Source organism: Alkalimonas collagenimarina (assembly GCF_030717845.1).
Classification (GTDB): Bacteria; Pseudomonadota; Gammaproteobacteria; order Enterobacterales; family Alteromonadaceae; genus Alkalimonas; species Alkalimonas collagenimarina.
On record NZ_JAUZVZ010000014.1, the window covers coordinates 1 to 26,128 of the forward strand.

Annotated in this window: 29 protein-coding genes; 15 read left to right on the forward strand and 14 right to left on the reverse strand. The window is 48.8% G+C overall.

Features of this window, described 5'->3' with window-relative positions; all coding sequences use genetic code 11:
- Window positions 1-394: 394 nt before the first annotated feature.
- From Q3O60_RS10830 to Q3O60_RS10850, 5 genes are all read left to right on the forward strand, one after another.
- Complete coding sequence (locus Q3O60_RS10830) at window positions 395-826, forward strand: hypothetical protein (protein WP_305893951.1); 432 nt, start codon at window positions 395-397, stop codon at window positions 824-826.
- A 74-nt stretch (window positions 827-900) separates the two neighbouring features.
- Window positions 901-1,104: a hypothetical protein gene (locus Q3O60_RS10835; protein ID WP_305893952.1), complete on the forward strand. Its 204-nt coding sequence runs from the start codon at window positions 901-903 to the stop codon at window positions 1,102-1,104.
- Window positions 1,095-1,601, forward strand: a complete 507-nt coding sequence (locus Q3O60_RS10840) for a hypothetical protein (protein WP_305893953.1) — start codon at window positions 1,095-1,097, stop codon at window positions 1,599-1,601. The genes Q3O60_RS10835 and Q3O60_RS10840 overlap by 10 nt, the downstream gene beginning before the upstream one ends.
- Window positions 1,602-1,713: 112 nt before the next feature.
- Window positions 1,714-1,950, forward strand: coding sequence for a DUF4160 domain-containing protein (locus tag Q3O60_RS10845; RefSeq protein WP_305893954.1), 237 nt, complete (start codon window positions 1,714-1,716; stop codon window positions 1,948-1,950).
- Complete coding sequence (locus Q3O60_RS10850) at window positions 1,931-2,185, forward strand: DUF2442 domain-containing protein (RefSeq protein ID WP_305893955.1); 255 nt, start codon at window positions 1,931-1,933, stop codon at window positions 2,183-2,185. Before Q3O60_RS10845 ends, Q3O60_RS10850 begins: the two co-directional genes overlap by 20 nt.
- Window positions 2,186-2,268: 83 nt before the next feature.
- Here the strand turns inward: Q3O60_RS10850 and Q3O60_RS10855 are convergent, their stop codons facing one another.
- From Q3O60_RS10855 to Q3O60_RS10865, 3 genes are all read right to left on the reverse strand, one after another.
- Window positions 2,269-3,270 (reverse strand): PA2778 family cysteine peptidase, encoded by a 1,002-nt coding sequence (locus Q3O60_RS10855; protein ID WP_305893956.1) that lies wholly within the window; start codon window positions 3,268-3,270, stop codon window positions 2,269-2,271.
- A 3-nt stretch (window positions 3,271-3,273) separates the two neighbouring features.
- Entirely contained in the window at window positions 3,274-3,666 is a 393-nt protein-coding gene (locus Q3O60_RS10860) for a PA2779 family protein (RefSeq protein ID WP_305894058.1), read from the reverse strand.
- A gap of 179 nt (window positions 3,667-3,845) precedes the next feature.
- Window positions 3,846-5,288, reverse strand: coding sequence for an SLC13 family permease (locus tag Q3O60_RS10865; protein WP_305893957.1), 1,443 nt, complete (start codon window positions 5,286-5,288; stop codon window positions 3,846-3,848).
- A gap of 121 nt (window positions 5,289-5,409) precedes the next feature.
- Between Q3O60_RS10865 and Q3O60_RS10870 the strand changes: the two genes are divergently transcribed.
- Window positions 5,410-6,375 carry an aldo/keto reductase gene (locus tag Q3O60_RS10870; protein ID WP_305893958.1) on the forward strand — a complete coding sequence of 322 codons (966 nt, stop codon included), beginning with the start codon at window positions 5,410-5,412 and terminating at the stop codon, window positions 6,373-6,375.
- 43 nt (window positions 6,376-6,418) lie between these two features.
- Here the strand turns inward: Q3O60_RS10870 and Q3O60_RS10875 are convergent, their stop codons facing one another.
- Both Q3O60_RS10875 and Q3O60_RS10880 read right to left on the reverse strand, forming a co-directional pair.
- A complete protein-coding gene (locus Q3O60_RS10875; RefSeq protein WP_305893959.1) occupies window positions 6,419-8,635 on the reverse strand; it encodes a hypothetical protein in 2,217 nt (738 codons plus the stop codon).
- A 150-nt stretch (window positions 8,636-8,785) separates the two neighbouring features.
- On the reverse strand, window positions 8,786-10,420 hold the full coding sequence (locus Q3O60_RS10880; RefSeq protein WP_305893960.1) for an electron transfer flavoprotein-ubiquinone oxidoreductase: 1,635 nt from the start codon (window positions 10,418-10,420) through the stop codon (window positions 8,786-8,788).
- A gap of 327 nt (window positions 10,421-10,747) precedes the next feature.
- Between Q3O60_RS10880 and Q3O60_RS10885 the strand changes: the two genes are divergently transcribed.
- The 4 genes from Q3O60_RS10885 (at window position 10,748) to Q3O60_RS10900 (ending at window position 13,600) form a co-directional block, all read left to right on the forward strand.
- The gene (locus tag Q3O60_RS10885; protein WP_305893961.1) at window positions 10,748-11,503 is read left to right on the forward strand and encodes an electron transfer flavoprotein subunit beta/FixA family protein; all 756 of its coding nucleotides are present in this window, start codon (window positions 10,748-10,750) and stop codon (window positions 11,501-11,503) included.
- On the forward strand, window positions 11,500-12,426 hold the full coding sequence (locus Q3O60_RS10890) for an electron transfer flavoprotein subunit alpha/FixB family protein (protein ID WP_305893962.1): 927 nt from the start codon (window positions 11,500-11,502) through the stop codon (window positions 12,424-12,426). The genes Q3O60_RS10885 and Q3O60_RS10890 overlap by 4 nt, the downstream gene beginning before the upstream one ends.
- 181 nt (window positions 12,427-12,607) lie before the next feature.
- Window positions 12,608-13,102 carry a GNAT family N-acetyltransferase gene (locus Q3O60_RS10895; protein WP_305893963.1) on the forward strand — a complete coding sequence of 165 codons (495 nt, stop codon included), beginning with the start codon at window positions 12,608-12,610 and terminating at the stop codon, window positions 13,100-13,102.
- Window positions 13,103-13,156: 54 nt separating this feature from the next.
- Window positions 13,157-13,600 carry a hypothetical protein gene (locus tag Q3O60_RS10900; RefSeq protein ID WP_305893964.1) on the forward strand — a complete coding sequence of 148 codons (444 nt, stop codon included), beginning with the start codon at window positions 13,157-13,159 and terminating at the stop codon, window positions 13,598-13,600.
- A gap of 12 nt (window positions 13,601-13,612) precedes the next feature.
- Here Q3O60_RS10900 and Q3O60_RS10905 read toward each other — a convergent pair whose 3' ends face one another.
- From Q3O60_RS10905 to bepA, 4 genes are all read right to left on the reverse strand, one after another.
- The gene (locus Q3O60_RS10905; RefSeq protein WP_305893965.1) at window positions 13,613-14,053 is read right to left on the reverse strand and encodes a DUF2069 domain-containing protein; all 441 of its coding nucleotides are present in this window, start codon (window positions 14,051-14,053) and stop codon (window positions 13,613-13,615) included.
- A 1-nt stretch (window position 14,054) separates the two neighbouring features.
- On the reverse strand, window positions 14,055-14,633 hold the full coding sequence (gene wrbA, locus Q3O60_RS10910) for an NAD(P)H:quinone oxidoreductase (protein WP_305893966.1): 579 nt from the start codon (window positions 14,631-14,633) through the stop codon (window positions 14,055-14,057).
- Window positions 14,630-14,977, reverse strand: a complete 348-nt coding sequence (arsC, locus tag Q3O60_RS10915; protein WP_305893967.1) for an arsenate reductase (glutaredoxin) — start codon at window positions 14,975-14,977, stop codon at window positions 14,630-14,632. Before arsC ends, wrbA begins: the two co-directional genes overlap by 4 nt.
- 93 nt (window positions 14,978-15,070) lie before the next feature.
- Window positions 15,071-16,549: a beta-barrel assembly-enhancing protease gene (gene bepA / locus Q3O60_RS10920; RefSeq protein WP_305893968.1), complete on the reverse strand. Its 1,479-nt coding sequence runs from the start codon at window positions 16,547-16,549 to the stop codon at window positions 15,071-15,073.
- A gap of 194 nt (window positions 16,550-16,743) precedes the next feature.
- Here bepA and Q3O60_RS10925 point away from each other — a divergent pair, with 194 nt between their 5' ends.
- Window positions 16,744-17,817, forward strand: a complete 1,074-nt coding sequence (locus Q3O60_RS10925; RefSeq protein ID WP_305893969.1) for an AI-2E family transporter — start codon at window positions 16,744-16,746, stop codon at window positions 17,815-17,817.
- 57 nt (window positions 17,818-17,874) lie between these two features.
- On the opposite strand, the gene Q3O60_RS10930 is transcribed toward Q3O60_RS10925, so the two are convergent.
- Both Q3O60_RS10930 and bcp read right to left on the reverse strand, forming a co-directional pair.
- Window positions 17,875-18,993 (reverse strand): PQQ-dependent sugar dehydrogenase, encoded by a 1,119-nt coding sequence (locus Q3O60_RS10930; RefSeq protein WP_305893970.1) that lies wholly within the window; start codon window positions 18,991-18,993, stop codon window positions 17,875-17,877.
- A 58-nt stretch (window positions 18,994-19,051) separates the two neighbouring features.
- Window positions 19,052-19,519, reverse strand: coding sequence for a thioredoxin-dependent thiol peroxidase (gene bcp / locus Q3O60_RS10935; RefSeq protein ID WP_305893971.1), 468 nt, complete (start codon window positions 19,517-19,519; stop codon window positions 19,052-19,054).
- A 161-nt stretch (window positions 19,520-19,680) separates the two neighbouring features.
- On the opposite strand from bcp, the gene Q3O60_RS10940 reads away from it, so the two are divergent.
- The 3 genes from Q3O60_RS10940 (at window position 19,681) to Q3O60_RS10950 (ending at window position 22,420) form a co-directional block, all read left to right on the forward strand.
- Window positions 19,681-20,409, forward strand: coding sequence for an SDR family NAD(P)-dependent oxidoreductase (locus Q3O60_RS10940; RefSeq protein WP_305893972.1), 729 nt, complete (start codon window positions 19,681-19,683; stop codon window positions 20,407-20,409).
- Between the two features lie 8 nt (window positions 20,410-20,417).
- On the forward strand, window positions 20,418-21,293 hold the full coding sequence (locus tag Q3O60_RS10945; protein WP_305893973.1) for an amidohydrolase family protein: 876 nt from the start codon (window positions 20,418-20,420) through the stop codon (window positions 21,291-21,293).
- 83 nt (window positions 21,294-21,376) lie between these two features.
- Window positions 21,377-22,420, forward strand: coding sequence for an aldo/keto reductase (locus Q3O60_RS10950; protein ID WP_305893974.1), 1,044 nt, complete (start codon window positions 21,377-21,379; stop codon window positions 22,418-22,420).
- Between the two features lie 97 nt (window positions 22,421-22,517).
- Here the strand turns inward: Q3O60_RS10950 and Q3O60_RS10955 are convergent, their stop codons facing one another.
- The 3 genes from Q3O60_RS10955 to Q3O60_RS10965 all read right to left on the reverse strand — a co-directional run bounded on the left by Q3O60_RS10955 (window position 22,518) and on the right by Q3O60_RS10965 (window position 25,074).
- A complete protein-coding gene (locus tag Q3O60_RS10955; protein ID WP_305893975.1) occupies window positions 22,518-23,693 on the reverse strand; it encodes a mandelate racemase/muconate lactonizing enzyme family protein in 1,176 nt (391 codons plus the stop codon).
- A gap of 65 nt (window positions 23,694-23,758) precedes the next feature.
- Complete coding sequence (locus Q3O60_RS10960; RefSeq protein WP_369812659.1) at window positions 23,759-24,529, reverse strand: class II aldolase/adducin family protein; 771 nt, start codon at window positions 24,527-24,529, stop codon at window positions 23,759-23,761.
- A 17-nt stretch (window positions 24,530-24,546) separates the two neighbouring features.
- A complete protein-coding gene (locus tag Q3O60_RS10965; protein ID WP_305893976.1) occupies window positions 24,547-25,074 on the reverse strand; it encodes a glycine cleavage system transcriptional repressor in 528 nt (175 codons plus the stop codon).
- A gap of 164 nt (window positions 25,075-25,238) precedes the next feature.
- Here Q3O60_RS10965 and dapA point away from each other — a divergent pair, with 164 nt between their 5' ends.
- A complete protein-coding gene (dapA, locus tag Q3O60_RS10970; RefSeq protein ID WP_305893977.1) occupies window positions 25,239-26,120 on the forward strand; it encodes a 4-hydroxy-tetrahydrodipicolinate synthase in 882 nt (293 codons plus the stop codon).
- Window positions 26,121-26,128 lie beyond the last annotated feature (8 nt).

Genomic DNA, 26,128 nt, shown 5'->3' on the forward strand with positions numbered 1-26,128 from the left:
AGCAGCCTGACGGCTGCTTTTTTGTGTCCGCAATTTATCAGCATCAAAACACTCCTGCCCGTAGCCGTGTTTAACCGCAATCAAGCCTCTATACCCTGTAGTCATCCACAGTTATATCTGCCACTTTTTGAAAGTAAGCACGAATGCTAGCGCTTTATCAACAAAATGCAGCTTGCCAGTTGATAAAAAGTGTTCTAGTTTAACTGCTTAGCTGTATAAAAAACGACAAAACAAGAATAGCTCCCCGACAAAACAAGCCAGCTCGTTTTGCCGGTTTGATATCTGGAACTCATTTTACACAAAGTTATAAGTAACAATTGCTTATATAGATTTGTACCGAATATATAAAATGAGCTTTCGAGCTGGCGCATGAATATAATGTTAGGTGCTGCTCATGGCTCAGTGGATACCCGTTGCAGGCATCGCGTGCCTATCGGCACTGCTCGCTGGTTGCCCCAGCCCTGACTATCCAACTTGTAAGGCATCGCCAGTCAGTTATGCCGGCGGCAAGTGCAGCGCCTACTACTACCAAACGGACTATGGATCTGGTGGCGTGACTACTCAAGCCATGACGGACTGCTTAGTTGACTCGCAGCGCTTGGGCGGGAACGTCGTTGCATTTCATACTGTAGAACATGGCATTGGGCTCCGTTGGCTGGATGCGAACACTCTGGAGGTTGCGGTGCCAGATGGCATTACGCTTGAAAGCCAGCGGACCAAAGCCATTTATCTCGGCTATCCGCTGACCTACAAGTATCGTAGTCTGCAGCCAGGGGAGCCCGAGTTCTCGGGGTGCAGTCCCCGGCGTTCCAAGGGCAGCACCTAACAATTCATTCAAGCCGACGCCGCTTCGCGGCGCGGCTTAATTCAGGCGTTAGCTAACCTAAAAATGAGAAATGTATGAATACTGAAAAATTACTAAAAACAATGCTTGTATCAAATATTGTTATCGCCATCATTGCTCTTAGCTCTGCCTATTTTGCGTATCAAGCTATGGAAAATGCTGATTGGGCATACTCTGAAGCATCGCGCGCATCATCATATGCATCTGACGCAGCAGATACAGCTTCAGACATCAAACGTTGGGGAGTTGAATGCAACTGACTTCGTTAGGCCAATTTGACATACCATCAATGTTTGAACAATCTCGCTCACTCATCTCAGGAGCAAAGATAATTATTGATAGTGAAGGTATCAATGATTCCGGGGAGACTAAGTGGCCGACGACTCCGGTCATACTGAGTTGCTCTCTCGCTATTGAGATCTGTATAAAAATTCTACTGATAAACGAAACCAGAAAGGCCGTTGTAGGACATAATATTCACGACTTATTCCAGAAAATAGGAATGGCAACCAAGGAATCTGTAACGTCACATTTTTTGACTCAAAATCCGGCCTATAGGGAGAGTGAGCTACTCCACCAATTGAGTGAGCACGAGAGTATTTTTGTTAACTGGCGCTATGCCTATGAAAGCCAGTCTGATATTTCTTGCTCCCCATCATTTTTGTTTGCTTTTGCGTATTGTTTGAACACCTATATTGAGAGTAAATTTAAATTTGAAAGGAATCAGAATGGCTGGCTTAAGTCGCCGATTAGCTAACAAGGCCATTAAATTCGCTCCCTACGTTCGCCGGACGCTCGAAAACTCGCGCCGTTTATGGCGGCGTTATCTCCGATTTGGCGTTGTGCTCTTTCTAGGATAATCTTTAAGCATGCCAACAGTATTAAGAATAGGGCCTTATCGTTTCTTTTTTTACAGTAATGAGAACGCGGAGCCCGCCCACATACATATTCAACGTGAGAAGATGCTTGCTAAGTTCTGGTTACAACCAGTAGCCCTGGCAAGCTCTACAAGGTTTGCGTCTAAAGAGTTGAGAAAACTCGAGCAACTCGTTGTCGAAAATAGAGATACGTTTTTGGAGGCTTGGAATGGCTACTTTAGCAGTTGAACATCATCCCCTTGCACAGTCAGTCAGTTTCGACTTGGACTCGCTTATTATAGAGCTCGTAGACGGACGTACCATTTCAGTTCCACTGACGTGGTTCCCTTCATTATCCCGCGCCACTGAATCTCAGCTAAAAGACTGGGAAATACTTGGTGACGGAGAGGGAATTCATTGGCCGCAGTTGGATGAGGACCTGAGCGTAAACGGTATTCTTCTCGGTAATCATGGAAGAAGATAACACATATCGGTGCTCTCTTATCTCATGCTCAATGAGGGCCTGCTGCTTTCAGCATCCTTGCTGACGGCAGGGGCACCAGATATTTATCGGTTAACCTGCAGCCTTTGGCATTGTGCTTCATCTGCACCAGCTGTCTGCTGAGCGGCTTGGATGGTTTGCTGGCTGCTCAACAAAATGCTATCAGTAGGTGCTATCTGCAATGCTTGCTCAATCAAGCTGCTTGCTTGATTGTGACAGCCAAGCTCGCTCAGTAGCACCGCATAATTGTTCAGATAGGGCACTTGTTGCTGCGCAAACGCCAAACCTTGCTCAAACCAGTTGGCAGCTTGTAAAGGCTGACTTGAAAAGTAATGATTGCCCAGTAAAAAATAGGGCAGCCAGTAATCTGGCCATTGCTTCGTTGCGCTGACAAGCGCGGCTATACCTGCCTCGGTTTGCCCGGTGTTCATTAAATCCTGACACGCTTTGGTATAAATAAATGGGTCAAGCTGCTCGCTGGTTTTGTCGGCAGGAAGCATGGCCAATAACCAATAGTTAGCGCGCCGCCAGGTGCGCTCGAAGGTCGAAAAATTAAGGTGATGCGATTCAGTGACTCCGGTATGGAGGATCACTTGTTTGGCATTCATGTCATACCCCACCACCACGGCATAATGCCACTGCGGCAGCCAGCCGATGGAGTTATTCTGTAGCACGATCACCGGAATATCCTCGGCGACCAGACTTAATAGCTGGCTCATATCAGCACGATGCTGGGTATAAGCCACCATGCCAAGCTGCCGCGTCGCCGCTGCCATTTCAATTTGTAGCGTACCTTCCAACGCTGGCGTAAAAGTGGCCGGGGCAATATCGTCCGGGCTTTTGCTCAGGCCGTGAAAGCCAGCAACTTCAGCTAAAGTTGTAGGACCACAGAAAAATTCCTGTTGCGGATAAAAGGGCACCTGGTCAATTTGGTAAGCACTGGCAATGGCTGGGGGCGTTGCCAATAATTGTTTGGTTTGAGGTGGGGTCTGGCAGGCAGTCAGAGCCAGCAGTATAAAAGCGAACAGACCAGCATACTGGCTGGTCTGTTGTAATTCTGGCTTCAAGAATTAAGAGCCGATTGGCCGGATAAAAGGATAAACGTTGGTAATACCCATCAGGTCAAGCACTGCCACAACCACCAGCACTGTGATGATGGTACCGACAACGCCACCAGCAGGCATTTCGTTAAGCTGGCTGTTAAAAGCTTCCAGCTCGGCATTGGTCATGTTGGCGATACGCAATTTGGCATCAGCCGGGCTGACACCCAGCGCAATCAGTTGAGTCTGCACCTGAGCATCGTCGACAAACGCCAGCACCTGCTGCTTGTTGAATTGATGTTGTTGGTCGGCGATAACCTGATCAGAGGTGTATATCCCTGCGGTTGCCTGACTTGCAGTAAAAATTAGCGTACCAAAAACTAGTATTGCACCGACGACACTGGACTTTATTAATTTATTCATCATGTATAGATCCTTGAACTTATTGTTTTTCGGACAAACTTTGCTTTTTGTTGAAATACCTTTGCATCATGCACGATTTACCAGGTGAACACTATCAAGAGTAGTTGGTTTAGCTGTGCTATGCAACCAAGGGTATAGAGTCACCACTTTAGTTTGCAGCAAAGCTATAGGCTACTGACTTAAAAACCAAAGATTTTCTCCACCAACAGGTAACAAAAGGCGCTGATCACCACAATTGACATTATATTGAGCGCAAAGCCTGCTTTAACCATATCAATGATCTTTAGCTTACCGGAGGCAAACACAATGGCATTGGGCGGTGTGGCGACGGGCATCATAAAGGCGCAGCTGGCGGCGAGGGCGGCTGGTACGACTAACATAGCAACACTGGTGTCGAGCGCCAATGCCACCGGGCCAAGCAAGGGTAGGAAACCTGCTGCTGTAGCTGTGTTGCTGGTGACCTCGGTTAAAAAGATAATAATGCTGGTCACCAGCACGACCAATAAAATCACCGACAAACCATCCAGACCACCGACTTGCAAAGCGATAAAATCGGCCAGCCCTGATTTTTGAATTTGGCCGGCTAAGGCCAAACCACCACCGAACAGCAATAAAATGCCCCAGGGTAACTTTTTGGTATCCTCCCAGTTCAGAATGCGCTGACCACTTTTCCAGTTAATCGGTACAATAAACAGCAGGCTGGCGGCCATTAAAGCAATGATGGTATCGTCCAACGGCCAGCCAGTTAGTTGTTGCACGGTGGAGCGGCTGATCCAACCGATGGCGGCAAACAAAAAAATCGCCAGTACGCGCTTTTCCGCTGCAGTGATCGGCCCCAGTTGCTGCAACTCGCCTTGAAACAGGCCCCGGGTATCCTGCAGGCTGACTTGATCCAGCTGAAAGGCCCAGCGTGTTAGCCAAAACCAACACAATACTAATAAAGTCATGGCGATAGGCACTCCAAGCAGCATCCACTGAGCAAAGCCAATCTGAATATCATAATTGCTTTGCAGGTAAGCGGCTAACAGGGCATTGGGTGGCGTGCCAATTAAAGTGGCAACACCGCCGATGCTGGCTGAGTAGGCGATAGCAAGCATCATCGGCTTAGCAATAGTATTCTGTTCGCTCTGATGCGACTCCTGCAAAGCGATGATGGAAAGAGCAATCGGCAGCATCATCACCGAAGTAGCGGTATTAGACATCCACATGGATAGAAAGGCGGTCACCGCCATTAAACCAGCGATTTGCTGAGCTGGCTTACTGCCGACAATCAGCATGACATGCAAGGCAATACGACGGTGCAGCTCCCAGCGCTCCATGGCAATGGACAATAAGAACCCACCGAGAAATAAGAAAATTAACGGATGGGCATAAGGGGCTGTGACGGCACCTAACGAATCCAGGCCAAGCAATGGGATGAGAATAATCGGCAGGAGTGAGGTCACCGGGATAGGCACGGCTTCACTGATCCACCATATGGCCATCCATAGGGTTAATGCTGCAATCAGCCAGGCATGGTGACTCATGCCAGCAAAGGGCACTTCTATACTGCTGAGCAGAAGAAAACTAAGGGGCCCTGCCAGCAAGGGCAGCAGATAGGATTTTAAGGCAGAAGAGGGCATAGTACTTCCAGCTGGCTTGCATACGAATGCTAAAGATTGTTCAAGTGTATGTGTATGTCGGGGTGCAAGCAATAATGTTATAGTCGAACTACATCTATGTTGATTAGGATCATTCTGCTTTATGACTTTTCCACTTCGTCAATCATTGCCTACGGTGAGTCGTCTGGTTTATGGCTGCATGCATTTAGGCGGGAGCTGGGATCAGAGCCCAATCAGTTCAGTAGCCAGGCATAAAGCCTTTGCTGCACTTGAAACTGCGCTAGAGCAAGGCATCAACTGTTTTGATCATGCCGATATCTATACCCATGGAAAGTCGGAGCAGGTGTTTGGTGATTTTTTGCGCCAGCACCAACTGGATCGGCAGCAGTTGGTGCTCCAAAGCAAATGCGGTATTCGCTTTGCAGATGGGCAGCATGTTGGGCGCTATGACTTTTCGGCTGATTATATTCGCTCCAGCGTCGAGGCATCGCTGCGCCGCTTGCAGACCGACTATCTGGATCTGCTGTTGCTGCACCGGCCGGACCCACTGATGCAACCAGAGATGGTGGCGGATGTGTTCCACCGGTTGCAGCAGGAAGGTAAAGTCAGAGCCTTTGGCGTATCCAACATGGCTTGGCCACAGTTGCAGTTATTGCAGCGTTCTGTCGCCGAACCATTGCAAGTCAATCAATTGCAAATGAGTCTGGCCGATCATCATTGGGTTGAGGAAGGCGTGTTAACTGGTATGCCAAGTGGAGCCAATGTTCACTTTGCCGCAGGTACGGTGGAGTTTTGCCAACTGCATGCGATTCAGCTGCAAGCCTGGGGGAGCCTGGCTCAGGGCTTATACAGTGGTGGTCGTGCACCAGAAACAGCAGCAGAGCAAGCAACTGCAGAGGTGGTTCAGCAGTTGGCTGCAGACTACCAGATATCGGCTGAAGCTATCGTGTTGGCATGGCTACTGCGTCATCCCGCGGCGATCCAGCCAGTGATTGGGACCTTATCGCCAGAGCGGATTAAGGCTTGTCCGCAGGCGCTCGCTGTTGAGTTAAGCCGGGAGCATTGGTATCAGTTGTATGTAGCAGCACGGGGTCAGGCGTTGCCATAAGAGCAACTCGCCTCAGCAGCTGTTGCTGCTGAGGCTGTTTCGGTTAGTCCGTGGTTTTGCTTTTACTGCTTTTGGCAGGGGGAGTGGTTTCATTATTCAATGAAATAACACGGGTTTTGCTGATTTTGTGACGGTAAATTTCTCGCAGGTATTTAATCGCTTTTTTGACATTGTCCCGGGTTAAGCGAATGTCATTGATCGAGATAAACTTATCTTTATTGTTGATCAACTCACGGTATTTTTTCTCGTACATGGGTTTAATGGCATACCAGTTGGTATCCAGAATTTTGGCTGGATTTTCAAACTCATGCAGCATGCTATCCACTAAGTCCTCATCAAAGTCTTCGTTACGGATGAAATCGAGCATGGCTTCATCCAACTGCTCATCGAAACGGTAGCCGTCTTTGGCAAAGCAGCGTTTGATGTAAGCGACAATCAACGTCAAAAAGTCATCGCTTAAACAGGGGCTTTTTACGATCAAAGTGGTGAGCGAGATATTGGCTGAAGCACCAATGACCAGCGCATAGCGTTTCAGAGTGGTATTCGGGAATAAGCTATTCAGGTGAGATTTCAGCTTATTCAGATCCATGTAGGATAACTTGTAATCTTTTGGCAGCGAAACAATCGACACCACCGATGAGCAATTCTTAAAGAAATGCAGATCTTTTAATTCTGAAGCGTTGTAGCCGTTTTTCTTGTAGTCAGCCAGAGTTTGCCGATAACGCTCTGATTCAATCGGCAACAAGCTAATGCCTTCAATTGCTTGTGTGACCTTATTAAAATGTGGCAGGTCAATAGAGCGGAAAAATAAATCATCAATGTCCAGACCGGATTGCTGCTTATCGAACAATTTCACCTTTTCTGCATTGGCTGCGCCCGCTGGGATCACGGATTCGGCATAGGCGACTGCAACAGGGCCTGCCAGACTCATAAAGAGATCGTTGGCGTCTAAACGTATGGTTTCACCAATATCAATGCCTGCCCGGCGGAAGTAGTTCTCATCATAATCAGTAGTGACAGCCTGCGCCGTTAAAATGTTGAAAATCTGCTGCGAAATGTATTGATTGGCATACTTCTCCATGGCATTGACGTCGATGTGCTGAATATCACCATCGTCGGTTTCTTCGGCATAGCGCATAATGTCATTGGAAATAAGCATCATTGCATTCCAGGGGCGGATGCGATGCATGACACTGGATTCGCTGCTGTCTTCGTTGTCAAAGTTGTAGGAAAAATCCCATTCTTCGGCTAAGTATTTGCACAGCAGCCGGCCTGCGTTGATATGCAGTGCCTCTGACATCTCAACGCCATGGTCGGAAATATTCGGCAAAATACAGATACCACTGGTGAAAATAGGCTCAAAGACAAAGGAGTGACCACGATTTTCTTCATTTTCCGGCAGGGTGCGGGTATCGAAGGTTTTGCTCATGTAGGCATATTGTTGTGCCAGGCCAAACTCAGAAGCCATGCCTGAGCCGGTACCACCGCCTGCACTGAAAATGTAAAAATACAAACGTGATTGGTTGGCTTTAATACCGCAAGAATCAATCAGGTAGGAGTGAATAAACTTCCAATCAGCATTTGAGAAACGTTGAGTATCTTTATTTAAGATGATTTTCGCCAGATACTGGCCCAAAATTGGCGCATTACCGGCACCACCGGCATGTACCTCGGATAAATCCATGATTTTCATTTTAGTGTAGTCATGCAGAAAACCACTGGTTTCGCCTTTATTGGAAAAGCGAATGCGTCCTTCAATGTCTTTATCCAGATCGCCCAGCATCACCAGCGGCTCGATCAAAAATACTGGTTTCAATGCATTGGATGGCTTTAGATGCAAGCTGCGCTTAATCCAGCGCATCGGGCGGTATTCCTGCTCCCGATTTTGCTTTTCTTCGTTATTAAATTCATTGAGATAAAAATTACGAGCGTTGTACACCAGTGATGCAACATCGAGGGCGATATTGGAGCCGCAGCGGCCGAGGCCTATTAAGCAAACCGACGGGAAGTGCTGTCGTTTAGGTGCACTGATCTCATGTTCTAAGCCACTATTCGGGAAAACCGTTTCTCGAAGTGCATCCAGATTGGCCAGAATCCGGTTTAAATCCCGCTCGGTGAAATACATGTAGCGTTCACCAGCAAAAGACGGTGATTCAGTATCAGATTGCTTATGAGCAGGAACAGAGCGAACCGCAATAACCTCATCAGTCACTGTTTCATTCGTCTCTGTTGGTTCAATGGTTGGTGTTTTCGTTGCCATACTTCATTTATCCCGCTCTGAGTGATTTTTTCGGACTATCGGTTAAAAATAGACGTATTTTCACGTGAATACAATACAAAACAGCGGCTGATTTTGTCAGTCTCACTTTGATTACACACAAAAAAAGGAGCCCGGAGGCTCCTTCATGATTTACATATTCGGGTAGTTAGGGCCTCCCGGGCCTTCTGGGGTCACCCAGGTAATATTTTGCGCCGGATCTTTAATGTCGCAGGTTTTGCAATGAATGCAATTTTGCGCATTAATTTGAAATTGTGCTTCACCTGCATCGTTCTCGATGATTTCATATACACCCGCCGGGCAGTAGCGCTGTGCAGGCTCGGCAAACTGAGGCAAGTTGTCACGGATCGGGATGCTGGCATCTTTCAGTTTCAAATGACAAGGCTGTTTTTCTTCGTGGTTGGTGTTGGACAAATAGACAGAGGATAAGCGATCAAAGCTCAGTTGATTGTCTGGTTTTGGATAGTGAATAGCAGGTGCAGCACTGGCGCTTTGCAACTGGGCATGATCCAAACTGTTGTCTTTTAATGTCCATGGCAGTTTGCCACCAAACCAGTTTTGCTCGATGGTATTGTACGCACCACCCCAGAAGGTACCAAACTTGTGCATGGCGGGGCCAAAGTTGCGCGAACAATACAATTCATTGTATAGCCAACTTTGCTCAAAGCGTTGTTGATGATCGGTCAGATCTTTGCCGCCAGCATCCTCCGCTGACAAGGCAGCAAAAATAGTCTCTGCCGCCAGCATGCCGGATTTCATGGCAGTATGGTTGCCTTTAATTTTGGCAAAGTTCAGTGTGCCTGCTTCACAGCCTGCCAGTAAGCCACCAGGGAAGCTCATTTTAGGTAAGCTGTTTAGCCCGCCTTTGGTAATGGCTCTTGCACCATAGCTGACCCGTTTGCCGCCAGCCAGGTATTGTTTGATAACCGGGTGTTGTTTGTAGCGTTGGAATTCCTCAAACGGGCTCAGGTGCGGGTTGGAATAGTTTAAATCGATAATCAACCCGACTAAGATTTGCTGGTTTTCTGCATGATACAAATAGCCACCACCCGAGGTATCTTTTGCCAGTGGCCAGCCCGCACTGTGAACGACTAAACCCGGATGATGGTGGCTGGCATCGACGTCCCAGATTTCTTTGAATCCAATGGCATAATGTTGTGGGGAACAGGCTTTATCCAGTTGGTACTGTTGCAGTAATTGCTTACCGAGGTGACCACGGCAGCCTTCTGCAAAAATAGTGTATTTGGCTCTTAACTCCATACCTGGTTCAAAGCTGCTTTTGGGGCTACCATCAACATCGAGCCCCATATCGCCGGTAATCACACCTTTAACGACATTGTCTTCAACAATCAACCCGGCCGCCGGGAAGCCCGGAAAGATCTCAACACCGAGTTGTTCGGCCTGCTCAGCCAACCAGCGACAGACATTGCCCATCGAGACAATGTAATTGCCGCTATTGTGCATGGTTTTTGGCACGGCCATCGCAGGTAGCTTTTTGGCATTTTGTTCGGACTGAAACAGATAAATATCGTCATGGACAACAGGCGTATTCAGCGGTGCGCCCATACTTTTCCAGTCGGGGAATAGCTCTTGCAACGCTCGGGGTTCAAATACGGCACCAGATAGAATGTGGGCACCGACTTCGGAGCCTTTCTCCACCACACAGACCATCAGCTCCTTGTCGGCTGCTTTTGCCTGTTGCATCAGCTTAATCGCGGCTGAAAGGCCCGCCGGTCCTGCACCGACAATAACTACGTCAAATTCCATTGCTTCTCTTTGTACGTCCACGTTTGACCTCGTTCGTTGTGGTTATGGTTCTGCAGGGAAACTAAAGAAATACCGTATTGCACGCATTGCTACCCTGATTTTTATCAAATTAACGCTGTCTCTGAAGTGCTTGCTACTCGTCTGCACGGCTAGTGGATGTTATTATTTACAGCGAATTCAGTCCAGAACTGCCTGTTAAGCCTATTGTAGGTTGACGTTAACGTCAACAGTAAGTAGATTGTCAGCATGCTTATCAAGTGAGTTTACCTTCACGTCAACCTTGCTGTAAATAGCAATGAGTTGTCTCCCTACCAATGTGAGGATGTTATGAAAATACTAGTGCCGGTAAAACGGGTCATCGACTACAACGTTAAAGTCCGGGTTAAAGCTGATCAAAGCGGTGTGGATTTAGCCAACGTTAAGATGGCACTGAACCCCTTCTGCGAAATTGCAGTGGAAGAAGCTGTGCGTTTAAAAGAAGCCGGTAAAGCCACTGAAGTAGTGGTGGTGTCTATTGGCCCCAAAGCGGTGCAGGAGCAGCTGCGTACAGCTTTAGCACTGGGCGCTGATCGCGCGATTCAGATTGATACCGAAGCTCAGCTTGACTCATTGCAGGTGGCAAAACTATTGCACAAGCTGGTTGAGCAAGAGCAGCCTCAGTTGGTGATTATTGGCAAGCAAGCGATTGATTCAGATAATAACCAAACCGGCCAGATGCTGGCTGCACTCGCCAACATGGGGCAGGGTACTTTTGCCTCCAAAGTGGAGCTGACTGACGACAATAAAGTTCAGGTCACGCGTGAAATTGATGGTGGCTTGCAAACCGTCGAGTTGTCGCTGCCGGCAGTCGTGAGTACTGATTTACGTTTAAATGAACCGCGCTATGCCTCATTACCTAATATTATGAAAGCCAAGCGGAAGCCATTGGATGTCATGGCAGCGACTGATTTTGGTGTGGCACTGGAGTCGAAAGTCACTTACTTGAACGTCGCGGCACCTGCAGGCAGAACTGGCGGTGTGGTGGTTGAGTCGGTTGAAGAACTGGTGGATAAATTAAAGAATGAAGCGAAGGTGATCCAATGACAACTTTGGTAATTGCAGAACATGCGAATCAGCAGTTAAAGCCTGAAACACACAAAACCGTGCTTGCAGCCAGCCAAATGGGCGGCGATATTCATGTGCTGGTAGCCGGTGAAGGATGCAAGGCGGTGGCGGAACAAGCAGCCAAGCTGACTGGAGTAAGCAAAGTTTTAGTGGCTGATCACGCAGCCTATGGCCATCAGTTGGCAGAGAATGTAGCTGCTCTGGTGACGGAGCTGGCGACTGATTACAGCCATGTGGTGGCCTCGGCAACCACAACGGGTAAAAACTTTTTACCACGTGTTGCTGCTTTGCTGGATGTAGCACAGATTTCCGATATTATCGCAGTACAATCGGCAGATACTTTTGTTCGCCCGATCTATGCCGGTAATGCGATTGCCACGGTGCAGTCTGCTGACACTATCAAGGTGATTACCGTGCGAAGCTCAGCCTTTGATGCCGTTACTGAAGAAGGGCAAGCCAGTATTGAATCCATCGATATTGTTAAAGATACCGGTTTATCTGCTTTTGTGCATGAAGAGCTGACGGTATCTGAACGCCCAGAGTTGACGGCTGCTAAGGTGGTTATTTCAGGTGGTCGCGGCATGCAAAATGGTGAGAACTTTAGTTTGCTGGAGGGTATCGCAGATAAGCTTGGTGCAGCGATAGGAGCATCACGTGCTGCGGTTGATGCCGGCTTTGTTCCGAATGATATGCAGGTAGGCCAAACAGGTAAAATAGTCGCTCCTGATCTGTACATAGCTGTGGGTATTTCCGGAGCTATTCAGCATCTGGCGGGGATGAAAGATTCTAAAATCATCGTGGCCATCAATAAAGATGCAGAAGCACCTATCTTCCAGGTGGCTGATTATGGCTTGGTAGCTGACCTCTTTACTGTCCTTCCTGAGCTCGAAGCTCAACTCTGATCGTCTCAGTGAACAGGTACAAGCTGCTTGTGCCTGTTCACTAAATCTGCTTCACTGCTTTTATACCCAAGTGCTACTTGGATAGATACATCCCAACTTGTTTTGGCACTTTTTTATGTCTGAATGTGCTTGAAATAGCAGGTAAATAAATTGATACATTTCTTTACAGAAGGATCGATCCATGTCGGTTATAATCCGTCACGCTGAGCTGTCAGATGCGGCAGCATTGCAAATGATTTATCAGCAACCCAGTATTTTTGCCAACACCTTGCAATTGCCTTATCAGTCGGTGAGCCACTGGCAAGCGCTGTGTCAGCCAACAGCTGGCTTTTATAACCTGATTGCGGAACTGGATGGCGAGCTAGTGGGGCAGCTGGGCTTGCAGCAGTTTCAGAATCAGCGCCGGCGCCATGTTGCTGATATTGGTATGGCGGTGTCTGAACCCTATCAAGGGCAGGGGATTGGTTCGGCTTTGTTGCGATCGGCGTTAGAAATGGCTGATAACTGGCTGAATATTCATCGATTGGAGTTGCAAGTTTATAGCAGTAATGAAGCAGCGGTGGCGTTGTATGAGCGTTTTGGCTTTGAAGTTGAAGCTGAACTGACCGATTTCGCCTTTCAGTATGGCCGGTACGTCAATGTACTGCAAATGGCACGAATTATGTCCAGCAGATGACAACGTTGAAAACGGGCTGTCTCGGTTAGGCGTCGTGCCAGGGAGAGGAATATCATGGGAATAGCGTGGCAAAAAGCAGCTGTGCTGCTTTGTTTTATCAGCCTGGCCAGTTGCGTGCAGCTGGATGAGGAACAACAACGAGCCGCTTTACTCACTGAACTGGATGGCTCTTTGGCTCAACTTCAGGTGAATTTGCGTCAGCTGGAACGTCGGATGGAACAACTGACTGAAGACAAGCAGTGTCAGCAACACAGCGAGTGCAAAGTGCTGGCTAAAGGTGTCCGCCCTTGTGGTGGTGCTGAACAATTCATTGCCTACTCGACTCTGGCTACGGATGAAGAGGTGTTATTGGATACCAGTGATAAATTTAGCCAACTTCGTCAACGCCAGCATCAGCGCCTGGGAACGGTCGGCACCTGTGAGGCGTTGATTGAGCCAGAAGCAAGCTGCCAGCAAAATAGCTGTACTGTGCTGCCACTGGAGTATGCCAGGCGTTGAGCAGGGCGTGCTCTAGAGCCGTGGATCATCTTTGAGCCGGGGGATTTTTAACCCCAGCTCCTGACCGCGTAACCGGGCATAATAGGTGCAGCCAATAAACATCGCCAGCGAGAGCAATAACTCCAGTACCGAGAGCCACAGATACAGCCCGGATGCGAGCCACAGATTGGTGAGGCTGTGGATGAAATAGATCATGACAATAAAGTTGGCCCAGGCAAAGGTGTAAGCATCTGCTTTGAGTATTCCTGCCAATGGAAACCATAACGGTAGCCACAGCATAAAAGTCAGCAAATACGGGTTGCCGAGTGTTGGCGGCGCCAACCAAAGGAACCAAGCTGGGATCAGCAGCAATAACCCAAAATAACCAATACGGCCTAACAGTAAAAACTGCCTGGTGGCGCTAGCCATCTTGATCGGTGCGGTTGCTAGCTGCTCAGGTTTGCCTGCATTCATATCACTGTTTTCCTGAAATAAGTTGTAAAGTCAGCGTGGCGATGCGTTGGCCAAAAGCCAGACAAAGTTGATGCTCATCCCGACTGATAGGCTTGTTGCCACTCATGCCACTGACATGGCTGGGCCCATAGGGTGTGCCGCCTTGCTCAGTGCTGTTTAAAGCTGATTCGCTGTAGGGGATACCGCACAACAACATGCCATGATGCAGCAAGGGCAGCATCATTCCGAGCAAGGTACTTTCATTGCCACCATGCATACTGCCCGATGAGGTAAAGACACCTGCTGGTTTATCAATTAAATCGCCCCGGATCCATTCAAAGCTGGTTTGATCCCAAAAGGCTTTTAATGGCGCGGCCATCACACCAAAACGAACCGGGCTGCCAACGATCAGTGCATCACAGCGCTTTAGATCAGCGGCTTGCACAATGGCGTGTTCAGGCTCTTCATCTTGAGATAGCGGCTGAACGCTTCGGATAATGGCTTCCGCGCCTGCCTGGCCAACCCCGATAGCTATTTTTTCTGCTAACCGGGCAACTGAACCATGTTTGGAGTAATACAGAATAAGCACGCTGGCACTCATGCCAGCAGCTCCAATACGCGCTCTGGTGGGCGGCCTACAACCGCTTTATCGCCACGGACTACGATAGGCCGTTCCATCAGTTTAGGGTATTGACTCATGGCGGCAATGAGCTGTTGGTCGCTCTTAGTTGTTTGGCTCAACTGCAAATCTTTATAGTCTTGTTCACCGGTTCTGAGAAGCTGTCGTGGGGTCATGCCCAATTTGGCCAGCAATGCTTCCAACTCAGCCGGGCTAAGTGGCTGTTTCAGGTACTCTACCACGGTGATGTCAAGTGAATGCTGCTGTAAGATTTCAAGCGCCTGACGGCTTTTTGAACAGCGTGGGTTATGATAAATGGTCAGCATGGGCGGCTCCAGACAACAAATGCGGCTATTGTAGAGAAACTTAGTTAGCAGTGCAAAATGTTAGCTGAAATACGCCCCGAGCTAGTGATTGGATTACATCCGTCTTAAACGATCAAACTCTGCCTGCAAAGAGCGACGTTTTGATTCCAGACGACGATTCTCTAGTTTTTCACTGCTACTCAGATGATTTAAAGCTTCTTGCAAGTCATCAATGGCGCGAGGGTAGTTTGCCAGTTGATAATAGAAATCTGAACGTGCTTCGTAAAAGCGTGAAAAATCTTCAAGGTTCTCATAGGCTTTAGCGATTAAATCGTAGGCCAGAATATTGTCCGGCTTGAAGTGCAGCATATCTCGCAGCAGATGAATGGCAAGCCGGTTGCCTCCTGCTTTAATGGCGGCATTGGCATAATTTAACGTGACGACCTGATTGTTTGGTCGTAAGCGATAGTGATATTCAAGCATGTCGAGCGCTTCAGAGGCACGATTCAAACCCAGTAAAATATCTGTATAAACATCAATATAATACAGGTTGTATTCATCTTTTTCGAGCAAGTCGACAATGATGGTTTCAGCCTCGCTGTATTTATTGCTGTCGAGTAAAGCAATGGCCAAGCCATACTGGTTGGCGCGGGTATTGCCACCGGTCTGACGCAAGCGGCTTTGAAAGATGCTGACTACATCCTCGTTTTTATGATGATAACGAGCCAGTACACGGGCTTTGCTTAGCGTGTAATCCTGGCTGTCAGGTACATGGCGGGTTGGATAGCGCTCAGCTCTAATGCGGGTATCACTCACACGCGCTGCCGATAAGGGGTGCGTTTGCAAAAAGGCCAGTTGTTGATTCATAAAGCGGGTACGCTCAGCCAATTTATTGAAAAAGGCAGGCACAGCATTGGGGTCAAAACCCGAATCCACCAGTATTTGCATACCGATGCGATCCGCCTCTTGCTCATTACTACGGGTAAAGTTAATCGATGCCTGCGCTTGAGCCCCCTGAGTCGCCATCATCGCGGCCATCCCTGCTTCCGGGTTGACCGTTGCCAGCACGATAGCACCCAATAAACCGGCTATGGTCAATGGAGCACGCTGGCTTTGCGCTTCGACAAAGCGAGCAATATGGCGTTGCGTGACGTGAGCAACCTCATGCGCCATCACCGATGCAAACTCGCTTTCCGAGTCAGAAATGGCGAGTGTGCCGGTATGGGATGCAATGTGGCCACCAAGTGTGGCAAAGGCGTTGATATTTCGATCGTCAACCCAGTAAAAGCGAAAGGGGAAGCGGACATCATTAGCATTGGCAACCAGTTTATTGCCCAGCGCATTAATGTACTCATCCAGTAAAGGGTCATACACCATCGGCAGGCTACCTCTGGCCTGACGCATTAATACGTCACCAATGGCTTTTTCTTTATCGGGTGTCAGTGTGGAGAAGCCGCTACCGCCAAGATCAGGCAAGTTGTTTGCCTGGCTGGCAGCACTGCCAACTAAGCAGAGCATGCATACCATCAGACGAGACAAAAACCCACTGGAGAAAAAGTTCGGTGTTGAACACTGTGCTAAACGATGCATCATTGGCTACTTCTTTATGTCCTGTTCAATGCTATGTAAACTTCAAAACGTGAACGAGCTTGATTCGATTAGGCTATCGAAACGAATTGAAGTTCAACATGAAATTAGCAATTATCTTGTCAACGATATCTGATAATCTACCATAAAATAGAAAGGGTGCTTAGCCCGATTAATAATTTTACAAAGGAGCCGGTGTCATGCTGTCTTGGCTAAAAAAGTGGTACACCCATAAATTCTCTGATCCTCAGGTGGTCGTTCTCTTTCTAATGCTGTTAATTGGCTTTCTGGCTATTTATTGGCTCGGCGGCATCCTGGCGCCTTTATTGGTTGCGATTGCATTCGCGTATCTACTGGAATGGCCAGTAGCAAGGTTGTCTCGAATGGGACTGTCACGCAGTATTAGTACCACCTTGGTGGTCATGACTTTTTTAACACTCAGTACCCTGATACTGATGTGGATTATGCCATTATTCTGGCATCAGGGAAGGACCTTACTGCGTGATATGCCTATTATGATAGAGCAGGGGCGGCAATACTTGCTGGAGCTGCCTGATGCATTCCCCGGCATGATCAGTACTGAGCAGGTCAACATTTTTATGCAATCGGTGGATGAACGTTTAATGGCGTTTGGCCGGGATATGCTATCTCTGTCTCTGGCTTCCATTGTGGACTTAGTGGCATTAATGATTTATCTGATTTTGGTGCCTTTGCTGGTCTTCTTTATGCTAAAAGATAAAAAGCTGCTGCAAGAGCGGTTTACGGCTCTTTTGCCCTCAGAGCGGAAACTGATCAGTCAAGTCTGGCATGAAATGAACCTGCAAATTATGAATTACATTCGCGGTAAAATTCTCGAAATCATTATTGTGGGTGCAGTCAGCTATGCGGTGTTTGCGATGTTTGGTTTGAACTACCCATTGCTGCTAGGCGTTTTGGTTGGCTTCTCTGTATTAATTCCTTATATAGGTGCCGCAGTAGTTACACTACCCATTGCCTTAGTGGCCTTATTTCAGTGGGGGTTTAGCGCTCAGTTTGGTTATCTGATGCTGGCTTATGGCTTGATTCAGGCACTTGATGGTAACTTGCTTGTACCACTGCTGTTTGCTGAAGCGATCGATTTACACCCGGTCTTTATCATTGTTGCGGTGTTGTTCTTTGGCGGGTTATTTGGCTTTTGGGGCATTTTCTTTGCGATTCCGTTGGCCTCACTGGTTAAAGCAACCATTACAGCCTGGTCTACACGGGTTCATCCGGCGACAGAAGTCCCTGAATAGTATCGTACCAGCTACGCATACAATGCAGCCAGCACACGGCTGGCTGCATTGAATAAACTATTCGCTGGCAGGTGTTAGCTTTAGAACTTTACCGTTGGGTTCATCCGTTATCAGATACACGGCACCATCTGGTCCCTGGCGAACATCACGGATACGCATGCCTATATCTATGCGCTCTTCATGCGTAACGGTATCACCGTCTAACACTAAACGTGCCACTAACTGATAACGCAGCGCACCAACCAGTAAGTTGCCTTGCCAGTCTGAAAACAAATCGCCGGTATAGAAGGCCATACCACTAGGCGCAATGGAAGGGGTCCACTGATGCAGTGGCTGCTCCATGCCTTCTTTATGAGTTTTACCAATCACTCCGCCACCGTACTCTTCGCCATAAGTGATGACTGGCCAGCCATAGTTTTTGCCAGCTTCAGTGATATTGACTTCGTCACCACCTTGCGGACCATGCTCATGGGTCCATAGCTGCTGCGTGACGGGGTGCAATGCGGCACCTTGTATGTTGCGGTGGCCGTAGGACCAAATCTCATCTAAGGCATCGTCGTTGCCAACATAAGGGTTGGATGCAGGGATGCGGCCATCCGGGTACAAACGGACAACCTTGCCATGATGTGTATCCAGGGTTTGTGCATCGTCACGGCGTGAGCCACGATCGCCCAACGCGATATACAGATAGCCATCGTCCGTAAACACCAGACGACTGCCAAAGTGATGGCGGCTTTCAATTTTAGGTTGAGCACTAAAAATAACCTCCAGCTGCTCCAGCTGCTGACCATTCAAGACAGCTCGAGCTACGGCAGTGCTACTGCCTCCACTGGCCGCAGGCTCATTGTAACTGAAATAGATGTGCTTACTGTCAGCAAAATCAGGTGCCAATACGACATCCAGTAAACCGCCTTGACCACTTACCAGAATATCTGGTAAGCCTTGGATAGGCTCGCTCTTTTCTCCATCGGCAGTGACATAACGCAACTGTGCTGTTCGCTCCGTCACCAGCATGCGCCCATCGGGCAAAAATGCCAGCCCCCAAGGGTGCTGCAAACCCTCAGTGATGGTGGTGACCTGAATAGCACCTTGTTCCGTTTCTATGGTCGTTGCCTGAGTATTTAGGCTAAAAATAAGAGCTGCCGTGGTGAGTACAGATTGGGTAGTACGTTGCATAATAAGTCTCCGCGTTCGATGGTTCGAATAAGTAGGGCATGCGTGCACTGTATTGACGTTAATTCGCTTGTACATAATCAAGCACGACCTCATGATGGTCTTTAGTTTTGAATTTGTCGAAGACATGGGCAATCTTACCTTGCTCATCGATCAAAAAAGAGGTGCGGTGAATGCCATCGCTGACCCGACCCATAAATTTTTTCGGTCCCCACACACCAAAGGCGTCGGCGACTGCATGATCCTCATCAGCCAGTAGGGTAAAGTTTAAATCTTGTTTGCTGGCAAAGTTTAACAGCTTTTTAGGCGTATCCGGGCTTAAACCCAACACCACCACGCCAAGCTTTTCCAGTTCGGCTTTGCTGTCACGTAAACCACAGGCTTGCACGGTACAGCCTGGTGTCGATGCACGTGGGTAAAAATAGACCAGCACTTTTTTACCCGTGAAATCGCTCAAAGCCACTTGATTGCCATGCTGATCGGCGAGAGAAAATTGAGGAGCATCTTGTCCGGCAGTGAGAGTCTTCATTGCAGTATCCTTATCAAATCATTGAAAATACAAAGTCTAATAGAGTAACGAGTGTAAACAGGCTGGGCAATGGGTACAAGCTGACCAGACAATAAAATCTGTTATCATACTGAAAAAGCCATGTGCTGGATCAGGTTGGCGCGGTCAAAGAGGAAGGGTAGATGCAAAAAGTTGCGGTGGTCACCGGTGGGTCAAACGGCATTGGCTATGCCATTGTTAAGCGGCTTGAGGCTGAAAATTATCAGGTTGTGAATCTGGATATTCAGCCATCAGATGCTGGGCATTATATTGAATGTGATGTCAGCCAGGTGTCGGCTGTGAAAGCTGCGATTGAGCAAGTGATCGCTAAGTATGGCCGTGTTGATGTATTGATATCCAATGCGGGTAAGCATCTATCGGCGACCATTGAAGACACCAGTGAAGCTATGCTTGATGAATTGCTTGCCTTGAATGTTAAAGGGGCGTTTGCCGCTGTGCAGGCCGTTTTGCCGCAAATGAAGCAACAGCAACAGGGCGCTATCGTGTTGATGGCCTCCGATCAGGCGCTGATTGCCAAGCGAAGCTCTTTCGCTTACAACCTGACCAAAGCAGCACTGGCGTCAATGGCAAAAACGACAGCACTGGATTATGCCGAATACGGTATTCGTTGCAACGCCGTATGCCCGGGTACTATCGAAACGCCACTGTATCACGCTGCTATTGAACGTTATTGCCAAAAAAGCGGCCGCAACCCAACTGAAGTGCATGCGGAAGAAGCCGCTGAACAGCCGCTTGGGCGTTTGGGGCAACCGGAGGAAGTGGCAGCGCTCGTGAGTTTTTTAGTCAGTGCTGAAGCGGCGTTTATTACCGGCAGTTTGCAACTGATCGACGGCGGTTACACGGCGCAATGAGTGAACCGATGATCGACATTATCGATCCACATCTGCATGTCTGGCAATTAACGGCTGGCCATTATCATTGGTTGCGCTCCGGTCACCCCCCCATCTGGCCAGATAAAGACTTGTTACAGCAGGATTACTTGCCTGGCGCGATACAACTACAAGAGCCGTTTCGTGTGGTTGGTGCTGTCGCCATCGAAGCAGGTTTTGATAACGCGCAGCCAGAGCGCGAGTTGGCATGGCTAAAGGCGCAGCATTGGCCTTGTGCCTGGCGTGGCGTGGCTTTTTTGGACTGTAGTGCATCTCTTGCTGAGGTTGAGCATAAGTTGGCAGCCTTGCAGCCATTTCAACCTGCCGGGGTACGGCATATTTTCGAAGGTGCTGATGAAGCTTTGCTGCATAGCCCACAGTTGGATACCATAGCGGGCTGGCTTGAGCAGCAACAATTGCTGCTCGAAATCCAGTGCGATCTGAGTAACCCTGTCAATGCCAGCCGGATCTGGCAACTGGCTGAGCGTCATCCAGGCCTGCGGCTGGTGCTGAATCACGCAGGCCTGGTTCAACCGTCCAATATTCAACGATGGCAACAGCAGCTTGGTCCACTGGCTAAGCGACCCAACATTGCGATGAAGTTATCGGGTTGGGAAATGGCGCATGCCGGGCAGCAAAGCTTTTTCGATGCCAACTGGTTACAGCAAGTGCTGGAGGTCGCGTTGCAACACCTACCTACCAAGCAACTGATGCTGGCCAGTAATTTTCCGCTGTGCTTATGGCAGGGCAGTTATCAACAACTTTGGCAGCATTACTTCGACACCTGCCAACAGCTCGGATTAAACCACCGCGATTGGCAGCAATTAAGCCAGTTCAGTGCCAGAGACTGGTATGCATTGGCATAACGTCCAGACTAGTCGCCCTCTGTATTGCCTGAACGGAGCGATTCCGCTATGGTTCCGGCACATGGTTTATGATTGAGGTTCGTATGCATTATTCCGACTTAGGCAGTAGTCAGCTCAAAGTGTCTCGCCTGTGTTTAGGCTCGATGACCTGGGGTTGCCAGAATACCCAGGCCGATGCTGATGCGCAGCTTGACTATGCATTGGAACAGGGCGTGAATTTTGTAGATACGGCAGAAATGTACGCTATTCCGCCAACCGCAGAGACTTATGGAGCGACCGAACGTATTATTGGTGATTGGCTCAGCCGAAGTGGCAAACGTCAAGATATGATCTTGGCAACGAAGATGGCGGGTAATGGTTTATCGTATATCCGTGATGGCGGTGATATGACACCAGCAACGCTGATACAAGCTGTGGATGCTTCACTGCAGCGCTTGCAAACCGATTACATCGACTTATATCAACTGCACTGGCCAAACCGGGTGTCACCACACTTCGGCAAGCACCGGGTTGGCCGTATTAGTTTTGCTGATGCCGCTGAGCAAACCGAGCAAATGCTGGCATTGTTACAAGCGCTGGATAGCTGCGTAAAAGCCGGCAAGATCCGTTTTTGTGGTTTATCCAATGAAACGCCATGGGGTATTAGCCAGTATCTCCAGCTAAGTGCTGAGTACGATTTACCCCGGATGGTGTCGATACAAAATGAGTTCAGTGTGCTGCATACCAAAGACTGGCCATATGTAATCGAGCAGTGTGTGCAGGAGCAAATAGCCTACCTGCCATGGTCACCCATAGCCGGTGGGGCGCTAAGTGGTAAATACCTGAATGGCGCACGACCGGAGGGTACCCGCTGGAGCATGCTGCAACGCAATGGTCTGTTCCGTGATACGCCTGAATCGAATAAAGCCATCGCTGCTTTTAACGAGTTAGCGAGTAGCCATGGTATATCCGCTACTGCACTGGCGCTGGCCTGGGTCAATCAGGTCGAGGGCGTGACATCAACCATTATCGGTGCCACCAGCATGGCGCAGTTAAGGCAAAACATGGAAGCATTTTCCATCAGCTTAACCCAACCGATGCAGGATGATATCGCGCAATTTTTACAGCAACATCCAGCACCGTTTTAGGCTGGATAAAACACGTTTGCTTTTAATGGAGCCGTACGTTTGGTTTTGTGAACAAAGGCGCCGAAGCGCCTTTTGGGGAGGGGAGAGTCGATTTCGTTTATTTGATGACGACACGTTGTGAGCGCATCACGACTTCGTCATTGAGCTCGATGCCAATGCCTGGCGCTTCAGAAACCTGAAAGAAACCGTTGACGGGTTGTGGATCTTGCAAGCATAACTCCCGGTTCCACGATTTTATAGCGTAGGTGTGGTGTTCGTGAATAAGGAAATTTGGAATAGCCGTTTCCAGATGCAGCGACGCTGCTGTGGCAACAGGGCCACCACAGACATGAGCCTGAATCCGAACATCAAAAATATCAGCGTAATCGCAAACTTTCTTGGTTTCGGTAAAACCACCGCACAGGCCGATATCGGGTTGCAGCACATCAATGCTTTGATCTTCCAGGTAAGGCCGTACACCCCAGCGGTTGTATAACCGCTCGCCACCAGCCAATGGTACTTTGACTTTGGCGGCAACTTTTTTATGCAGCGAATGATTTAAATAATTGACCGGTTCTTCGTAATACATGCAGTCGAATTCTTCGGCGATTTCGCCAATCTGGATAGCGCTGGTCGCGCCCGGCAGGCTGTGGCACTCAAAAATAATATCGACTTCATCACCAACGGCTTCACGAATGGCTTGCATGCGGGCACGGTACAGCTTCATCTCGGCACGGGAGATGATATTGGTACGGTCGTAATAGGTGTTGCCATCTTTATCGTACTGGATGGGATCCACTTTTACCGCATCGTAGCCTTCGGCGATGGCTTTTAACGCCGCTTCACCATATTCTTCTGGCCGGATCAGCGCTTTAAACTCTGGTCCCCAATCAAACTGAAGCTGCGAGGCATAGGTGCGCAGTTTGTCGTTCACCTTGCCGCCAAGCAGTTGATATACCGGTACTCCCAAGGCTTTGCCTTTAATGTCCCACAAGGCCGTATCGATGGCCGACATGGCGGCATACACCACCGGGCCGCCACCTAAGCCCCAGAAGCTTTCGCGTAGCATGCGCGACCACAGTTTTTCGGTTTGAAACGGATCATGGCCAATTAAAAAGGCTTCGGCCATTTCTTTGATCATTGCAGCCGCAGCGCTGTGGCCTAAATCGTAAGCCAGACCAGCTTCGCCAACGCCATGAATGCCTTCATCGGTATGAATGCGGACAAATACCGGTGTCCAGGCTGGGCGCTCTGGGCAATGAATATCAAATACTTCGACATGGGTGACTTTCATCTTACTGTCCTTTTTTCGCGCGAATCAGCTATTGATTGTGATCAGAGAGTGGCCTCAAGGCTGCTTTACTCAGCAAAGCCCGGATCAAGCCGCCAGGCTTTGCGGAGCATTGCTGGCCAAGCCTTCTGGCCGCCTGTACTGCCACTATGCACTACCTTGGCTTGCTGGTAAATACCATCTTGTACCGGTTGAGCGACTTCGATGGCCTTTTGACCACTGCCTTGGATCAAAAGCTGAATTTCACAAGCGCGTTGCAAATCAAACATGCGCATAAAGGCATCACCGACGGTTTCACCAACAGTTAAACCACCATGATTCACCAGCAGTAGATGGTTGTTCTGGCCAAGGTCGCTTTGCAGTCGAGCTTTCTCTTCATCGTTCACCGCTAATCCTTCGTACTGGTGGTACGATAATGAGGGCAGGGAAAACATCGAATACTGGCTTAAGGGCCTTAGCCCTCCGGCCAGACTAGCCACGGCAATAGTTGCAGGAGTATGCAGGTGGATCACGCAGTGTGCATCGTCGCGTACTTCATGGATGGCACTGTGAATGGTAAAACCTGCAGGGTTGATTTGAAAAGGACTGTTATCCAGGATGGTGCCTTTAAGATCAACTTTCACTAAGTTGGATGCGGTGACTTCATCAAATGTCAGGCCAAAGGCATTCACCAGGTAATGATCAGTCCCTGGCAAGCGGGCGGATAAATGGGTATAAATGGTATCGTCCCAGCCATAATGGGCCACCAGACGATAACAAGCGGCTAGATCTACTCGCAATTGCCACTCACTATCCGAAACACGGCCTTTCAACGACACTGCAGGCAAAGGGGGTATCATAGCGTAATGCTCCATCGTTAGATTTGAGCTGCGAAGTCGCCGGTCAGTTCCAGCTCTTGCAACAATAATGTCACGGCTGTTTTCACGTCCGCTACCGACTGGTCTTGCTGAAATTGCAGCGTCATACTAGCTTGCATATAGCTCTCACCGCTGGCTTTGTCTGTTTTTGTTTCTGAGCGAAGGGCGGAAATAGACACCTGATGTTTGGCCAGCAAGCTGGTGATGGCACGTAAAGTGCCGACTTTATCTGCGCCGCGATAACTCAACACATAGTGGCCCGCAACAGGGGGCAGCTCTTGCACTGAGGTGCGCTTCATCATGGTGAGCAAGTCTAACTCCAACCCTAAGGCTGGAAGCGTATGCTCGACCCGGCTAATGGCAACGGGGTCACCAGCTAACAACATGATTAAGGTGAGTTCATGGCCAAAAATAGCCATGCGGCTGTCTAAAATATTGCAATGACAATCGGTGACCAAACGAGCCAATTGACTGACTAAACCGGTACGGTCGGTGCCAATGGCGGTCACCACCAGATGTTGTGTCATGAAGAACCCTGCCAGATACGAATGATCCGCATTGTAGCATAAAGTTTTTACCTGTCATGATAGCCGTATAAGCAAAGTAACGGCTTTCTACAAGACCGAACTTGTGTTTAGCCGGTTCTGTCTTTAACATAGGCGCCCGATACAGAATAAGGGGTTGTTCGCGCATGTTGAAAGGCAGTTATGTCGCATTGATCACGCCAATGCTGGCCAACGGGGACGTCGATTATCAAAGTTTGACTCGCTTGGTTGATTACCATTTGGCAGAGGGTACCGATGGTCTGGTGGTGCTTGGTACCACCGCAGAAGCTGCGACTCTGGAATGGGTGGAACAAATAGCGGTTGTTCAGGCCGTATGTGATCAGGTGGCTGGCAAGATAACCATCATTGTTGGCAATGGCGCGAATTCAACAGCTTTGGCTGTGGAAAAAACCAAGCAACTGACTGAGTTGCCTATTGATGGTTTCTTAACCGTGACTCCTTATTACAATAAACCGATGCAAAAAGGCATGCGTTTGCATTTTGAAGCCATCGCAGCTGTCACTGATAAACCAATTCTGCTTTACAATGTACCGGGTCGTACTGGTGTTGATTTGTTGCCAGAAACGGTAGCTGAGTTGGCAGTCAGCCCAAATATTGTTGGTATTAAAGATGCGACTGGCTCGCTGGAACGTTTGCACGAGTTGCAGCAATGCTGCCCGGCAGGTTTCTCGTTGTTCAGCGGGGATGATATCAGCAGTGCTGACTTTATGCTGGCAGGAGGCCATGGTGTCATTTCCGTAACGGCGAATGTCGCTGCTGGTGCTGTGGCAGGAATGGTCCGAGCCGCATTGGCTGATGATGAAACAGGGTGCCGTCAGTATGACCAGCAGTTACAACCATTGCACCATCAATTATTTGTAGAAGCTAATCCTATTCCGGTGAAGTGGGCAGCAGCCCGAACCGGTTTGATCCAATCCGATTTTGTTCGCTTACCTTTAACGACGCTGGAACCAATTCACCAGACCGGTATCGAAGAAGCATTACGCCACGCCAAGATAGAATTTTAGGGAGTTAA